The sequence below is a fragment of the Streptomonospora sediminis genome (assembly GCF_054778995.1).
The window spans coordinates 39,724-55,208 of record NZ_BAAGYZ010000112.1; the positions used below are offsets into that span (position 1 = coordinate 39,724).

Consider the following 15,485-nt stretch of genomic DNA (forward strand, 5'->3'; position numbering starts at 1 on the left):
GCTCCCGCTTCGTGGCCGGCCGGGGTGCGGGTGGCTGCGGTGGCCGGCTGCCGGGCCCGCTTTTGTCCCCGGCTGCCGGAACACGGTTAGAACTGCTCCGCCGCGCCTTCGGCCACCAGCGGGTGCACGCCTTTGCGGACCCCGGGCCGTTCGCCGCACAACCGCGGGGTCGGCAGCAGCTTTTCGGGGTTGGCGATGCCCGCGGGGTCGAATGCCGAGCGGAACAGGTCCATGGTCTCCAGGTCGGCGGCGGAGAACATCTCCGGCATCTGGCAGGCCTTGTCGACGCCGACACCGTGCTCGCCGGTGATGGAGCCGCCGTGTTCGATGCACAAATCCAGGATCTTGCCGGACACCTCGGCGGCCCGCTCGGAGGCTCCGGGTTCGGCGTCGTCGAAGAGGACCAGCGGGTGCAGGTTGCCGTCGCCGGCGTGGAAGACGTTGGCCACCCGGATGCCGGAGGCGGCCGACAGTTCGGCGATGCGGCGCAGCACCTCGGGTAGTGCGGTGCGGGGCACGACACCGTCTTGGACGATGTAGGCGGGGCTGATGCGGCCCACGGCGGCGAAGGCGGATTTGCGGCCCTTCCAGATGCGGGCGCGTTCGGCGGGGTCGTCGGCGGTGCGGATCGCGAACGCGCCGGCGTCGCCGCACAGCCGGGTGGCCTCGTCGAATTGGGCGTCGACGTCGGCGGCGGGGCCGTCCAGTTCCACGATCAGCACTGCGCCGGCGCCGGACGGGTAGTCGCAGGCCACGGCCGCTTCGGCGGCTTCGATGGAGAGCGCGTCCATCATCTCCACTGCGGCGGGCAGTACGCCGGCGGCGATGATGGCCGAGACCGCCGAGCCGCCGGCGTCCATGGTCTCGAAGGCCGCGAGCAGGGTGCGTACCTTCTGCGGTGCGGGCACCAGCCGTACGGTGATCTCGGTGGCGATGCCGAGGGTGCCTTCGGAGCCGACGAAGGCGCCGAGCAGGTCGTAGCCGGGGGCGTCGGCGGCTTTGCCGCCCAGCCGCACCACGTCGCCCTGGGGGGTGACGATTTCGAGGCCGAGCACGTGGTTGACGGTGAATCCGTATTTGAGGCAGTGCGCGCCGCCGGAGTTTTCGGCGATGTTGCCGCCGACCGAGCAGACCTGCTGGCTGGAGGGGTCAGGGGCGTAGTAGTAGCCGTGCGGTGCGGCGGCGCGGGTGACCTCGAGGTTGGCCACGCCGGGTTGGACGACGGCGCGTTCGTTCGCGGGGTCGATCTCGATGATGCGCCGCATCCGGGAGGTGACGATGAGGACGCCCTGGCTGTTGGGTAGCGCGCCGGCGGACAGGCCGGTGCCGGCGCCGCGGGGGACGAAGGGCACGCCGTTGGCGGCGCACAGCCGGACCACGGCGGCGACCTGTTCGGTGGTGGTGGGCAGTACGACCACGCCCGGTACGGCCGCGTGGTAGGTGATGCCGTCGCTTTCGTAGGTGCGGCGGCGGTTGGGGTCGGTGATGACGCCGTCGTCGCCGCAGATCCGGCGCAGTTGCGGGATCAGCGCGGTGAGCGGTTGGGGCATTGGGGCTCGCCCTCCCCGTTGTCGGTACCGCGGCGGGAGGCCGCGGCGGGTCCGTACTCTTCCCCACTTTCCCGTGCGGGGGCAAGGCCAACCGGGCGCGGCGCCGCCCAGCGCACTGCGCTGCGCGGCAGCGGACGGCGGCGCCGCGCCCGGCCGGGGGTCAGGGCATGCTCTCGTAGGCGGGCAGGGTCAGGAACTCGGTGTAGTCGTCGGCGAGCGCGACTTCGGTGAACAGCTTCAGCGCGCGGTCGAACAGTTCGGGGTTGAAAGCGTCGCCGTGCTCTCGGCGGATGGCGGCGGTTTCCTCGTCGATGAGCCGGCGCACCAGGTCCCGGGTGACCTTGGGGCCGTCGTCGAGGGTCACGTCGTTGTGCAGCCACTGCCAGATCTGGGAGCGGGAGATCTCGGCGGTTGCGGCGTCCTCCATCAGGTTGTGGACGGCCACGGCGCCGTTGCCGCCCAGCCAGGAGGTGAGGTACTGCAGGGCGACGTTGATGTTGCCGCGCAGGCCGGCTTCGGTGATGCCGCCCGCGGCGGAGTCGACGGCGAGCAGGTCGGCGGCCTTGACCGACACGTCTTCGCGCAGGCGGCCGAGTTGGTTGGGTGCTTCGCCGAGGACGCCGTCGAAAACCTCTTTGGCGACGGGGACGAGGTCGGGGTGGGCGACCCAGGAGCCGTCGAACCCGTCGCCGGATTCGCGCGCCTTGTCGTCGCGGACCTTGGCGAGGGCGCGTTCGTTGACCTCGGGGTCGCGGCGGCTGGGGATGAACGCGGCCATGCCGCCGATGGCGTGGGCGCCGCGCTTGTGGCAGGTGCGCACCAGCAGTTCGGTGTAGGCGCGCATGAACGGCGCGGTCATGGTGACGGCGTTGCGTTCGGGCAGCAGGAAGCCGCGGCCGCGGGTGCGGTGCACCTTGATGATGCTGAAGAGGTAGTCCCAGCGCCCGGCGTTGAGGCCGGCGGAGTGTTCGCGCAGTTCGTAGAGGATCTCTTCCATCTCGAACGCGGCGGGGATGGTCTCGATGAGCACGGTGGCGCGGATGGTGCCGCGGGGTATGCCCAGGTGCTCTTGGGCGGCATTGAAGATGTCGTTCCACAGCCGGGCTTCGAGGTGGCTCTCCAGCTTGGGCAGGTAGAAGTAGGGGCCTTTGCCCTTGTCGAGTTGGCGTTGGGCGCAGTGGAAGAGGTAGAGCGCGAAGTCGACGATGCCTCCGGCGGTGCGGGCGCCGTCGACGAGGATGTGTTTCTCGTCCAGGTGCCATCCGCGGGGCCGCACGATGATGGAGGCCAGTCCGGTGTCGTCGTTGAGGGTGTAGGACTTGCCTTCGGGCGTGGTGAAGTCGATCGTGCGGTCGAGTGCGTCGCGCAGGTTGAGGTGGCCGCCGATCATGTTCTCCCACAGCGGGGTGTTGGCGTCCTCGAAGTCGGCGAGCCAGACCTTGGCTCCGGAGTTGAGGGCGTTCACCGTCATCTTGCGGTCGGTGGGCCCGGTGATCTCGATGCGCCGGTCGGCGATGCCGGGCGCGGGCGGTGCGACCTGCCAGTCGGGGTCGTCGCGGATGCGGCGGGTCTCGGGTAGGAAGTCCAGGTCGGCGCCTGCCGAGATCTGCTCTTGGCGGCGGGTGCGCGCGGCGAGGAGTTCGCGGCGGCGCCCGTCGAACCGGCGGTGCAGCTCGGCGACCAGGGCCAGCGCGTCGTCGGTGAGGATCTGGTCGAAGCGTTCGTGCATGGGGCCGGTGATCTCGACCCCGCTGGTGGCAGCCATCGGAATGCCCTGAGTCCTTCCACGAAGCGGAAATAATTTCTGTTATGTGGAATTGACGTTACTGGTGGGTCTGACCGCGGTCAACGGCGGACGCGCCGGGCGCACACCAACTCTTTGCCCCCTTGGCAATGTCGGCCGCTTTTTCCGCCGCGCGCCGCGGAGAAACCGGACGAAAAGGGGGTGCCCGCCGGCGCGGGGCGTGCCACCATCGGGCAGCGGGAACAACGGCCCGTTGCCCTGGCGTTGCACTAACCGGAGGGATATGAATACTTTCGTTCAACGCGGTCCGCTCGACTCCGCTCAGGCGATCCACGCGGAGCCCGCAGACCGCGCGGCCGGCATCCGGCCGCTCACCGACCAGGACACCGCCGCAGCCGCGCTGCCCGAACAGCCCGAAGGTCCGGGCGGGCCCGACCAGGGCGAGCTCGAACTCGCCGAGCGCCACGCGCTGCGCCGGGTCGAAGGGCTCTCTACCGAGCTCACCGACGTCACCGAGGTCGAAAACCGCTCGCTGCGCTTGGAGCGCGTGGTGCTGATGGGGGTGTGGACCAGCGGCACCCAACTCGACGCCGACAACTCGCTCATCGAGCTCAAACAGCTTGCCGAGACCGCGGGGGCCGCCGTCCTCGAAGGCGTCACCCAGCGGCGCCGCAAGCCCGACCCGGCCACCTACATCGGCCGCGGCAAGGCCGAGGACCTGCACGACATCGTCGCCGCCACCGGCGCCGACACCCTGGTCTGCGACGGCGAACTCGCACCCGGACAACTGCGCCAGCTCGAGGACATCGTCAAGGTCAAGGTCATCGACCGCACCGCGCTCATCCTCGACATCTTCGCCCAGCACGCGCGCAGCCGCGAAGGCAAGGCCCAGGTCGAACTCGCCCAGCTCAGCTACCTGCTTCCCCGGCTGCGCGGCTGGGGTGCCGCACTGTCCCGCCAGGGCGGCGGACGCGCCGGCGGCGGCAACGGCGGCGTGGGACTGCGCGGCCCCGGCGAGACCAAGATCGAAACCGACCGGCGGCGCATCAACGCCCGCATGGCCAAACTGCGCCGGCAGCTCCGCCACATGGTCACCTCCCGCGACGTCAAGCGCGACCAGCGTGTCGTCCGCCAGGTGCCGGCCGTGTCCATCGCCGGCTACACCAACGCCGGAAAGTCCAGCCTGCTCAACCGGCTCACCAACGCCGGGGTACTGGTCGAGGACTCCCTGTTCGCCACGCTCGACCCCACCGTGCGCCAGGCGCGCACGCCCGACGGCCGGGCGTTCACGCTCGGCGACACCGTCGGGTTCGTCCGCCACCTGCCCCACGAGCTGGTCGAGGCGTTCCGGTCCACGCTGGAAGAGGTCGCCGACTCCGACCTGATCCTGCACGTCGTCGACGCTTCCCACCCCGACCCCGAACAGCAGCTGTCGTCGGTGCGCGAGGTCTTCGCCGAAATCGGCGCCGGCAGCGTCCCCGAGGTAGTGGTGCTGAACAAGACCGACGCCGCCGATCCCTTGGTGCTCAAGCAGCTGCGCGCCAAGGAACCCCGGGCCGCCGAGGTCTCCGCGCGCACGGGCGCCGGCATCGACGACCTGGTCGGGGTACTGGCGGCGGCGCTGCCCAGCCTCGAAAGCGAGGTCCGGGTCGTGCTGCCCTACGAGCGCGGCGACCTGGTCTCCCGTGTCTACGAGGAAGGCCGCATTGTCGAACAGGAGCACACCGGCGAAGGCACCCGGCTGCACGCTTTCGTGCCCGGACTACTCGCCGGCAAGCTCGACGAATACGCCGCGGTGCAGGTGTAGAGTAACCGCCCGAAGCTTGTGAGCACCCAACGGCGGAACCCCGCGCGGGGTTCCGCCGTTGTCTTCTGCGTAGGGTGAATCGGGGGATCGAGAGGTGTACACGGCAACGGAGGATGAACTACGGTTTTGAGCCACTGGCACCAGACCCGTGAGTCGCCCGCCTTCCCGGCCGCACCACCTCCCCCCGCCAGTTGAGTCGAAAACGAGGTCGCCTATGTCTACTCGCGTGTACCGGTCCGCACCCGCGATCCGGCGGCCATGACTACTGGGGCGGGCCGGTGAGACCATGACAGTACGACTGCTGACCAACATCGGGCGCTTGTGGACCGGCACCGATCTGCTCAGTAACGCCGCCATGCTCATCCACCACGACCGCGTCGCCTGGGTCGGCGCAGCCGCCGACCTCCCGCAGAGCCTGCCGGGAGTCATCGGCGACATCGTCGACGTCGACGAGGTCGACAACATCGGCGGCGGCCTGGTCACCCCCGGGCTGATCGACGCCCACTGCCACCCGGTCTACGCCGGCAACCGCTACGCCGAGGTCGCCATGCGCGCCAGCGGCGCCTCCAAATCCGAGATCACCGGGGCGGGCGGAGGAGTCGCCTCCACGGTCACCGTCACACGCGGCACCGATCCCTGGACACTGTGCAACGCTGTGCGCGAACGGCTGCGGCACTGGGTGCTTTCCGGCTGCACCACGGTCGAGGCCAAGACCGGCTACCACCTCACCCGCGACGGCGAACTCGCCGACGTGCGGCTGCTGCGCTCCCTGGAAGAAGAGCCGGGGATGCCGCGCCTGCAGGTCACCTTCTTCGCCGCGCACGCCGTGCCGCCCGAATACTTCGGCCGCCCGCGCGACTACGTCGACGCCGTTGCCTCGTGGCTGAGCGACGCCGCCCAGGCAGGTGCCGACGGTGTCGACGTCTACTGCGACAACCAGCAGTTCACCACCGAAGACGCGGCCCGGCTGCTGTCGTCGGGGCGCGGCGTGGGGTTGGCCACCCACATGCACGCCTGTGCCAAACCCCGCCACGGCGCGGTGCGCATGGGCGCCGACATGCAGTGCTCCTCGGTCGACCTGGTGCACGAGACCGACGAGGACGACGTCCTCGCGCTGGCCAAGACCTCCACGCCGGTCGTGGTCTGCCCCACCACCTCGCTGCACGAGCGGCGCACCCCGCCGGTGCGCTCGCTGCTCGACCACGGCGTTCCGGTGGGACTGGGTACCGACCACAACCCCGGCCAGTCGGGCACCATGTCGCTGCCCCTGGCGATCTCCATGGCCATTTCCATGTTCAACATGAGCGTCCTTGAGGCGCTGCGCGCCGCCACGGTCGGCGGCGCCTTCGCATTGGGGCTGAGCGACCGCGGAGTGCTGGCGCCGGGCCACTACGCCGACATCGTCCAATGGGACGCCGACCACGAAGGCGCCTTCGCCTGGTCCTACGGCCTCAACACCATCCGCGTCTGGCGCGGCGGCGAGACCATCCGCTAGACACTGCCTAAGAAGCCCTGGTTGATCGTGATTGCCCGGTATGTCGGTGCCTGGGTACCGGCGAGGTCCCCGGTGGAGGGGCGGCCTGAAAAACCGACCGGGGGCCGGGGCGGGCACGGGTCCGCTCTGCGGCCTTGTCCGCGGCCGGCAACAGGTGGCCTGGGCTGAAAAGCAGCGGCGACGGCCGCGGGCGGCCCGGGGCGGGCGGCCACGGTCCCGCCTGCCGGTGGCGGGCCCCTGTGCACCGCTGATCATGCTGAATGCCGGGATCGGGCGCCGGATCCCGGCATTCAGCATGATCAGAAACGGAAAACCGACATAACGGACACACGCGCGCCTATCCGGGGGGTGATGTCAATCGGTGCCGGTTTCCTGCGCAGATCACCCGTCGCCCGGCCGCGCATAAGGCCGCACAGTGCACCCGAGCCGCTTACCCGCCCGCGCCCGGGGGCGCAGCAGCGTTCATCCCGGTCAACCCGTTCCTCCGGCGGTGCGGTAGTGGTAGCCGCAGACCTCGCTGAACCCGGCACGTGCGTAAAGCCGCCGAGCCGGGGCGTTGCACTGCTCCACCTGCAGGTACATGCCGCTGAGCCCGTATTCGCCGGCCCAGTCGGCGAGTGCGGCGAGCACACTGCGGGCCGCTCCTCTGCCCCGCGCCTCAGGAAGCGCCGCCATGCCGAACACCCCCGCCCAGCCGGTGTCGGCGACCGCGCGGCCAACTGCCACGGGGACGCCACCGAGCAGTGCGCAGGCGTAGGCCGACGGCCGCGCGACACGGCGGAGCAGCTCCCATTCGGCGCCGCCGGATCCGCCTCCGTCACCGCCCTGCACACTGCGCCAGGTGTCGAACCAGACCCGTGTGGGCCGGTCCGCCACGCTGACCGGCAGCGGGTCCGCGGGCGCCCGCCGCAGCACGTCGGAGGTCGGCGCCGACTGCAGCGACAGCGCACCGCGGCGGCGGTAGCCGCGCCGGGCGAGCATCCGGTCGAGCCCGCGGGAACACGCCCCTGGCGTGACCTGGAACCCTGCGGAGGCGCCGTGCCGGGCGTAGAACGCCTCGGCGGCGGCGACGTTGACCAGCATCTCGTCCGGTCCGGCTCCGCCGTGCGGCAGCGCCGTCTGCACCCACCAGGCGCCGCCGGGGCAGTAGCGCAGTAGCCAACCGCCGGCGTCTTCGGTGTGCTCGGCCGGCAGCGCCCGCGCCGCCCGCTCCTGCAGGCCCCGCGCCGGCTCTGCACCCGATTGCGCCGATGGCACCGGCAGCGCCCCCTCAGTTCGCAATGTACGGACGGCGACCGCGACCCCCCGCGACCGCGTCGGGCCGGCGCCGCTGCACCGGCGCTCTGCGGCCGGGTCAGCGCTGGTTGCGGGCGGTGGCGATCTCGATGACCGCGCGTTCGAGCGCATAGGCCGGATCGCGTCCGGCACCCTTGATCAGGGCGTCGGTCTCGGCCACCGCCGCCATCGCGCGCGCCACCCCCTGCGGCGACCAGCCGCGCACCTGCTGACGCAGCGTCTTCAGTTTCCACGGCGGCACCTTGGCGCGCTTGGCGAGCTCGGTGTCGGAAGCGCCCCGCTGCGGCTGGGCGACCACCGCCAAGCCCCGCACTGCCCCCGCCAGCGCGCTGTTGATCAGCACCGGAGCGGTGCCCACCGCCAGGCACCAGCGCAACTGCTCCAGCGCCTCGGGTAGGCGGCCCTCCACCGCGCGGTCGGCGACCATGAAACCCGAGGCCTCGGCCTTGCCGCTGTGGTAGCGGGCCACCGCCGCGGCGTCGATGCGCCCTTCGGTGTCGGAGACCAGCTGGGTGCAGGCCGCCGCAAGTTCGCGAAGGTCATTTCCTACCGCATCGAGCAGCGCCTGCGCCGCATCGCCGGTGATCTGGCGGCCGGCGCGGGAGAACTCGCCCTTGATGAACTGGATGCGTTCGCCGGCCTTGCCGGGCTTGGCGCAGTCGACCCGGTGGGCGCCGGCCTTCGCGGCGGTCTCCAGCAGCGCCTTGCCCTTGGCGCCGCCGGCGTGGACCAGCACCAGTATGACGTCGTCGGCAGGGGCCTGCAGGAGGCCGGTGACCTCGGCGGCGATGTCCTTGGTCAGATCGTGGGCCGCCCGCAGCACCACCACCCGCCGCTCGCCGAACAGCGAAGGCGAGGTGGCCTCGGCCAGTTTGCCGGCGGTGACCTGAGCGGGCATCAGGTCGTGCACGTCAACGTCGGGCTCCTCGGCACGCGCCGCCGCGACGATCTCGGCGACGGCGCGGTCGACGAGCAGTTCCTCGTCGCCGACGACCACGGACAGCAGGGGCACGGACTTGGAGGCCATAGCTGCAGCATGCCATGCCGCAGGGACCGTTGTGTGCTGCTGACAGGCGGGCGGCGGCGCGCTCAACCGCCCGGTTCCAGCAGTGACCGGGCCCGGGCCAGGGATTCGGCCTGCGCCGGCCAGTCGCCGCCGTCGAAGCCGAGCGTTACGGCCCCTGCGCCGGCCTCGGAGTAGGCGGCGAGGCGCGCGGCGACCTGCTCCGGATCGCCGGTCACCGGGATGTCGGCGGCTTCCTGCGCGGATACGCCGTGCATCCGCACCATGTTGCCGACGAACTCCCGTATCGCGCCCGGGGAGTCGGTGAGTACGGCGTGGCCGCCAACGGTGATGGCGGGCACCGGGCGGTCGAGTTCGTCGGCGATCTCGCGCAGGCGCCGGGTCTTCGCGGCGAGACCGGCCGGCGTGATGAGCGAGGGCACCCAGCCGTCGCCGAAGCGCACGGCGCGGCGCATGGCGGCCTCGGAGTTGCCGCCGATGTAGAGCAGCGGGGCCGCGGCGCCGGGGGCGAGGGTGACCTGCCGGCCGCCGACCTCGGTGGGCTCGCCCCGGACGAGCCCCGGCAGAGCGGCCAGCGCTGCGTCGGTCCAGCGCCCGCGCCCGCGCAGCGGCGCGCCTGCCGCGCGCCAGAACGGGGATCCGGGGAAGCCGCCGATTCCGGTGCCCAGGAGGGTGCGGTTGCCCGAGAGGTGCTGCAGCGCCTGGATCTGCGCGGCGACCAGCGCGACCGGGCGCAGCGGCAGGCTGAGCACGCCGAACTCCAGCCCTATGCGGTGCGTGTGCTGCGCTGCGGCGGCGAGTACGAGCGAGGGGTCCAGCCCGGGCGTGCCGTCGCCGATGAGGAGGTCGGCAACCGCCGCCCGGTCGAAACCGAGGTCTTCCAAGTGCCGGGCCATACCGACGTCGGGAACGCCGTCGCCGGAGATGGGCAGGGTGGCGCTGATCTGCATTTGCGCCTCCGTAGCGCGTTGCGGCCGCGGGCGGACCGGGGCGCCTGGGCCGTGTCGGGTGTGGTCGTGGCCGGGTCCGGTGCGATGCGCCGGTTCCGTTCGGCCTTTCACCGTAGAACCTAAACATTACTTGAGGTAAAGTCGGCGGGTTCGCCGCCCAGTACTGAGGGGCACTGAACAGCGCCGGGCCGCAGCACCGGCGCCGCACGGCGGGGGTGGACGGGCGCAGGGCGCCGCTACCGTGCGCAGCCGGCGGGGGCGACCGCGGCGCGGGGTGCGGCGGGGGCCGGGGTCGCGGCAGACGACGCCCGGGCCCGCGGGGCCGGGGACGACGGCGATGTCGCCGTGCACATCGGTGCGGTAGTTGGCCGCCGCCACCGACTGCAGCAGCGCCCAGGTCGCCGGTTCGGGATGGCCGTAGGGGTTGTCGGCGCCCACCGAGGTGAGCGTGACATCGGGCCGGGTGGCGGCGATGAACGCGGGCTCCTGGGATCCGGCTCCGTGGTGGGGCACCTTGAGGACGTCCACGCCGCGGACGGCGTGCGTGCTGCGCAGGAGTTCGCGCTGGGCCGGTTCCTCGATGTCGCCGGTCAGCAGCATCCGTGCTGGTGCGGCCGGGTCGCCGGGCTCGGGCGACCAGTGCGCCAGCAGCACGATGCTGCCGTCGTTGCCGCCGGAGGAACCGGGGCGGGGCCAGAGCACATCCAGCGTCCAGGGCCGGAGTGTCCAGCGCTGGCCTGCGGTACCGGTGCGCACTGGGACGGCCTTGCTGCGCAGCAGCCGCACGGTCGCCGGATGGTCGAAGCCGGGCGGCAGCAGGGCGGTCTGCACACTGCGGCCCGCCAGTGCGCCCGCGGTGCCGCCCGCGTGGTCGGAGTCGCCATGGGTGATCACCAGCAGGGCGATCCGGCTGACGCGCAGATCGGTCAGGCACCGCGACACCGCTACCGGGTCCGGCCCGGTGTCGACGACGACGGCGCGCCCGTCGGCGGCCCGCAGCACCAGCGCGTCGCCCTGGCCGATGCGGCAGGCCACCAGAGCCCAACCCGCCGGAGGCCAGGCCGGTGCCAGCCAGTGCACGCACAGCGCGGTCAACGCCACCGCCGCGGCCACCGCGCACACGGCCAGGCGCACCCGCCTGCGCAGAACCAGCAGGACCACGAGCACCACGACCAGCGCCACGGCCCCCGCAGCGGTATCGGGCCAGGGCAGCGCCCGGCCCGGCAGCCGGGCCGCCGCGGCGGCCACGGCCCCGATCCACAGCACCGCCGCACCCGGCAGCCACGCCGCAGCCGCCGCCAGCGGCGGCCAGACCAGCGCCAGGCCCGCCACCGCGAACCCGCCGACCGTCGCCACGGGTACCGCCGGGGCAGCCAGCACGTTGGCGGGCACCGCAACCCAGCTGACCTCTGCCGACAGAACCGCCAGCAGCGGCAGGCACGCGACGTGCGCCGCGAGTGCCACCGCCACCGCCTCGGCGATCCACCGCGGCATCCGCGCCGACCAGCGGTCGCGCCAGCGGGGCACGAGCACCATGATCCCGCCGGTCGCCAGGACCGACAGCGCGAAGCCGAACGAGTGGGCCAGCGCCGGGTCGAACAGCAGCAGCCCCAGCACCGAGGCGGCGAGCGCGGTCAGCCCGACACGCTGGCGGCCCGCGGCCAGCGCCGCCAGCGCGATCGCGGCCATGAAAGCGGCCCGCAGCACACTGGGCTCCGCCCGCGCCAGCAGCACGAAGACCGCAATGGTGACGGCACCCACCACCGCCGCGGTCCAGCCGGTCCGCCCCAGACTGCGGCACGCCGCCAGCGCCACCCCGGTCATGATCGCGAGGTTGGAGCCGCTGACGGCCAGCAGGTGGGTCATGCCGCTGTCCTCGAACGCGGCCGTGGTCTGCGGCCGCAGCCCCGACGTGTCGCCCACGACCAGCGCCGGCAGCAGCCCCGCCGCCGGATCGGGCAGGCCCGCAGCCGCCGCGCGCAACCGTTCGCGCGCGCCGCCGGCCCACTCCTGCCACGGCGAAGGCGGCCGGATGTGCTCCGGTGGCCCGCGCACCACCAGCAACCCGCCCACCAGGCCGCCGCCTGCGGGGTATACGGTGCCCGCGGCCCGCACACGCTGGCTGGGGAGCAGCGTGCGCCACTCGTCGCCGGAGGCCAGCACGACCACGGGCACCCGGATACGCACTCGGCCACCGCCACCGCCACCGGCCACGTGCCCGCCGGCACTGGTGCCGTTCTTGCGCACCGCCTGTGCACGGGCCTCGACCACGAGCCGGGCACGGCCGGCAGCGGGCGGGCCGCTGCGTTTGCGGGGGTCGGCGGTGATGACCAGTTCGAACTCGGCCCACGCGCGCTCGCGCGCCAGCTCCGGCAGCGGACCGGACTCCACCGCGGCCAGCCGCCCGCCGGTGGCCAGCGCAACCGCGGCCATGCACACCAGCACCGCCGCGACCATCGGCGCCGGCCCCGCAGGCCCGGTCGGGCCGGCGGGTGCCGCCGCTCGCCGCCGCCCAAGCGTCCAGACCCCGGCCGCGCCCGCGGTGAGCACCCCCGCCGCCAGGAGAGCGGCCCCGGAAGAGCCGTCCAGCAGCGCTGCTGCGCAACCCCAGGTGCCCACCGCCGCGGGAACCAGCCGCAGATCCGGCACTGCGGAATAGTCGGGCGCGTCAGTGCCCAGGTAGGTCACCGGAGTCCGCCCGCAGCCCGCAAGCGGCCCCAAGGGGCACCCGGACCGGATACCGTGTGCTCAGCCCCGGCGTGTACGGGACCGGGCACGGCGGGCATCAGGTGGCTCCGGCGACGCGGACGAGGCCGGACAGGTCGGCGAGACGCTGCTCGCCGATGCCGCTGACCTCGCGGAGTTGGTCGACCGATGCGAAGCCGCCGTTCTCGGTGCGGAACGCAATGATGCGTTCGGCGAGCACCGGCCCGACTCCCGGCAGCTCCTGCAGTTGTCCGGTGGTCGCGGTGTTGAGATCGATCGGGGTGTTCGCGGGTGCCGCCCCACCTGCGGGAGGCGCGGGGCCCGGAGCGGCGGCGGGCGGGGTACCGGCGGGCGCGCCGAGCAGGATCTGTTCGCCGTCGACCAGCGGGCGGGCCAGGTTGAGCGTTCCGGGATCGGCGTCGGGCGCGGCACCGCCCGCCTCGTCGAGGGCGTCGGCGACGCGCGAACCGGCCGGGAGCGTGACGACGCCGGGCGACCGTACGTCGCCCCCGACGTGCACGGTGATGTCGGCGGCGGGGCCGGTGGCCGCGGGCGGCGACGGGGCAGCAACAGATCGGCCGGTGTCCGCCAGCGGGGACGCGGCGGCCTGCAGCGTCGGTGGCGGTTCGGGCGCCGGGCGGGCCTGGACGAAAAACCACCCTGTGGCAGCGGCGGCCACCAGGCACACCGCGATGAGCGCGCGCAGGCCGGCGCGTCCCAGCCGGGGCTGGTCGGCCAACCCCGGAAAGAAGCGTTCGGTGAGCATCTGCACCGGGGACCGCCGCAGCAGCCCGGGCCCGACTTCGTCGTAGCCGCGCGGTGGCGTTGGTTCGGTGCCGCTGGTCCAGGGGCGGGTGGTGTCGGGGTCGGGTTTGTTCCAGTCGGGTGGTGGTGCGTTGTCGGGATCGGGGCCGCCGTCGGCGTCTGGTTGTGGGCGGGGGGTGCGGGTGCCGGTGCCATGGCCGCGCGGCGGCGCTGGGTCGGCGCGGCCGGTGCCGGCGTGGTTGGTGTGGGGACTGCGGTTGTCCGAGTCGGGCGGCAGCGGGTTGCAAGTGTCGGTCCCGGCGCCCGGCCCGGTGCCGACGGCGTGGTCACCGGTCTGCGGGGCGGGTGCGCGGGTGTCTGCGCATGGTCGGGTTCCGGTGGTTGGCGCGGTGGGTTCGGGTGGCGGGTTCGGCGGGGCCGAGGTGGAGCGGTTATCGCCCTGCGGGGCGGTTGTGCCGCCGCCCGGTTGTCCGGTCCGGTGGCCGCTGCGCGCGTGTTTGCCGCGCGGGTGCTCTGCGCCGGGTGCCTGCGGCTCGTGCGCGGCCGGGCCTTCAGCACCCGCGCCGACCGGATCCGCGGCGCGCCGATGACGACCCGCGCGGGGCGCAGGCGTTGCCGCACCGGCGGCGGGGCGGGCCGCCGCGGCGGTCGAAGCCATGGGGGGATCCTCCGGACTGTCCGGGCTTGGCGGGTACAGGCCGTCCGGACTTGCCGGATGGGGCGGTTTACGGTGCTGGAGGACGGGGGCGGCCGGGTGCTGCCGCGGTCGGGCGGGCGGGGAGGTTCCGGGGCGGATGGCATAGGGCGGAGGCGGCGCTGCCTCCACCGCCCGAGCGGCGCAGGTTTCAGGCGATTGCCCGGTGCCGGATGGCCGCGGCCAATCGGCGGTTCGGGGCGCTTGGATGCCTCGGGTGGTGTGGTGTGCGCGAGCGGCCGGGCCGGTTCGGGCGGCCCGGTGGGCAGGGGCTGCGTAGTTGCTGTGGTCGGCCCGGTCGGTCGGTTCGTGCGGTTGGCGCCCGCCGGTCGGCGGGCCGCACCCAGATCGGCAGGATAGGGCTTGCAGCCGGTGCAGCGCAGCGGCCGTGGAGCCGGTGGATCCGGATCCGGAAGCAGAGGAGTGGGCGGGTGGGCGGCGGGAACGCCACGGAGCAGGCGACATGGTTAAGACGCTAGATACCTGGGCCCCTTGCCGTCCGCTCGGATTTTCCGCCTGTGGATAACCCGCGGATTTCCGAACGGTTCCGTAAGGACGAGACGAGCCTGATCACCCAAAACGGGTATCGGTCCCGGCCGCGCCTCTGGAGATCGTTGATGGGAATCGGCAGGGGTTGGCCAGTCGATCAGGGCGGCCGGTCGTCCGCTCGCGCTCAGAGCCAGTGCCCGCCGGCGACCTGGACAACCTGTCCCGTGATCCACCGGGCCTGGTCGGAGGCGAGGAAGACCGCGGCATCTGCGATATCGCTCGGGTCGCCCACCTGGCCCAGCGGGATGCTCGGTTCCACCGAGGCGATCAGATCATCGCTCATCCACCCGGTTTGCACCGGCCCCGGAGCGATCGCGTTCACGCGAACCACGGGGCCGAGATCCAGTGCCGCACCGCGGGTGAAAGACTCCAGAGCACCTTTCGAGGCACCGTAGGCGACCTGCCCGGGGAATCCCCGAGCCGCATCTGTCGAGATGTTGACCACGCTCCGGGACCCCTTGCCCGCGTCGACAGGGATTCGACGCGAGAGTTCGGTCACGAGCATCGCGGGAGTAGTGACGTTCACGCGGAAGGTACGTTCGACACCGTCCTGGGCCAGAGTGTCGAACGTGTCCTCGTCCTCGGCGTGCCCGGCATTGTTGACCAGCACGTCGATGTGACCGAGGCGCTCTTCGACCTGGTCGAGCAGGCGCCCCGCTTCTCCTGGTTCGAGAAAGTCCGCTTCCACGGTGACTGCGTCGGGTAGCGTCGCGGCGAACGCCTCGGCCTCTTCTCGTCGGGCCCGGGCATGCTCGCGCGGTGCCGAGGCGGTGCCTGCAACGTAGTGCACGGCCACCCGCGCACCCTGTGCTGCGAACGCTTGCGAGATCGCAGCACCGATGTTCATCGCGCCGCCGGTTACGAGCACCGTCTTGCCCTTGAGCCCTGGGTCGATCACGCCGGCA

At 72.7% G+C, this 15,485-nt stretch carries 10 protein-coding genes; 2 read left to right on the forward strand and 8 right to left on the reverse strand.

What is annotated here, in order from left to right; all coding sequences use genetic code 11:
- Positions 1-86 precede the first annotated feature (86 nt).
- Both ACYVD5_RS21585 and aceB read right to left on the reverse strand, forming a co-directional pair.
- Positions 87-1,550 carry an FAD-linked oxidase C-terminal domain-containing protein gene (locus tag ACYVD5_RS21585; protein WP_461002928.1) on the reverse strand — a complete coding sequence of 488 codons (1,464 nt, stop codon included), beginning with the start codon at positions 1,548-1,550 and terminating at the stop codon, positions 87-89.
- A gap of 160 nt (positions 1,551-1,710) precedes the next feature.
- A complete protein-coding gene (gene aceB / locus ACYVD5_RS21590; RefSeq protein ID WP_461002929.1) occupies positions 1,711-3,315 on the reverse strand; it encodes a malate synthase A in 1,605 nt (534 codons plus the stop codon).
- 262 nt (positions 3,316-3,577) lie between these two features.
- On the opposite strand from aceB, the gene hflX reads away from it, so the two are divergent.
- Together hflX and ACYVD5_RS21600 are read left to right on the forward strand one after the other, a co-directional pair.
- Entirely contained in the window at positions 3,578-5,101 is a 1,524-nt protein-coding gene (gene hflX, locus ACYVD5_RS21595) for a GTPase HflX (protein ID WP_461002930.1), read from the forward strand.
- A 286-nt stretch (positions 5,102-5,387) separates the two neighbouring features.
- Positions 5,388-6,596 carry an amidohydrolase family protein gene (locus tag ACYVD5_RS21600; RefSeq protein ID WP_461002931.1) on the forward strand — a complete coding sequence of 403 codons (1,209 nt, stop codon included), beginning with the start codon at positions 5,388-5,390 and terminating at the stop codon, positions 6,594-6,596.
- Positions 6,597-7,067: 471 nt separating this feature from the next.
- Here the strand turns inward: ACYVD5_RS21600 and ACYVD5_RS21605 are convergent, their stop codons facing one another.
- The 6 genes from ACYVD5_RS21605 to ACYVD5_RS21630 all read right to left on the reverse strand — a co-directional run bounded on the left by ACYVD5_RS21605 (position 7,068) and on the right by ACYVD5_RS21630 (position 15,478).
- Positions 7,068-7,853 carry a GNAT family N-acetyltransferase gene (locus ACYVD5_RS21605; protein WP_461002932.1) on the reverse strand — a complete coding sequence of 262 codons (786 nt, stop codon included), beginning with the start codon at positions 7,851-7,853 and terminating at the stop codon, positions 7,068-7,070.
- A 97-nt stretch (positions 7,854-7,950) separates the two neighbouring features.
- Positions 7,951-8,919: a DNA polymerase III subunit delta gene (gene holA / locus ACYVD5_RS21610; protein WP_461002933.1), complete on the reverse strand. Its 969-nt coding sequence runs from the start codon at positions 8,917-8,919 to the stop codon at positions 7,951-7,953.
- Between the two features lie 62 nt (positions 8,920-8,981).
- Positions 8,982-9,866: an LLM class flavin-dependent oxidoreductase gene (locus ACYVD5_RS21615; protein WP_461002934.1), complete on the reverse strand. Its 885-nt coding sequence runs from the start codon at positions 9,864-9,866 to the stop codon at positions 8,982-8,984.
- Positions 9,867-9,992: 126 nt separating this feature from the next.
- Positions 9,993-12,515, reverse strand: coding sequence for a ComEC/Rec2 family competence protein (locus ACYVD5_RS21620; protein WP_461002935.1), 2,523 nt, complete (start codon positions 12,513-12,515; stop codon positions 9,993-9,995).
- 136 nt (positions 12,516-12,651) lie between these two features.
- A complete protein-coding gene (locus ACYVD5_RS21625; protein ID WP_461002936.1) occupies positions 12,652-13,995 on the reverse strand; it encodes a helix-hairpin-helix domain-containing protein in 1,344 nt (447 codons plus the stop codon).
- A gap of 709 nt (positions 13,996-14,704) precedes the next feature.
- A complete protein-coding gene (locus tag ACYVD5_RS21630) occupies positions 14,705-15,478 on the reverse strand; it encodes an SDR family NAD(P)-dependent oxidoreductase (RefSeq protein WP_461002937.1) in 774 nt (257 codons plus the stop codon).
- Positions 15,479-15,485 lie beyond the last annotated feature (7 nt).

Excerpts from the sequence above, each read along its gene's own strand:
- ACYVD5_RS21585 (WP_461002928.1), bottom strand. The coding sequence starts at position 1,550 with ATGCCCCAACCGCTCACCGCGCTGATCCCGCAACTGCGCCGGATCTGC.
- aceB (WP_461002929.1), bottom strand. The coding sequence starts at position 3,315 with ATGGCTGCCACCAGCGGGGTCGAGATCACCGGCCCCATGCACGAACGC.
- hflX (WP_461002930.1), top strand. The coding sequence starts at position 3,578 with ATGAATACTTTCGTTCAACGCGGTCCGCTCGACTCCGCTCAGGCGATC.
- ACYVD5_RS21600 (WP_461002931.1), top strand. The coding sequence starts at position 5,388 with ATGACAGTACGACTGCTGACCAACATCGGGCGCTTGTGGACCGGCACC.
- holA (WP_461002933.1), bottom strand. The coding sequence starts at position 8,919 with ATGGCCTCCAAGTCCGTGCCCCTGCTGTCCGTGGTCGTCGGCGACGAG.
- ACYVD5_RS21615 (WP_461002934.1), bottom strand. The coding sequence starts at position 9,866 with ATGCAGATCAGCGCCACCCTGCCCATCTCCGGCGACGGCGTTCCCGAC.
- ACYVD5_RS21625 (WP_461002936.1), bottom strand. The coding sequence starts at position 13,995 with ATGGCTTCGACCGCCGCGGCGGCCCGCCCCGCCGCCGGTGCGGCAACG.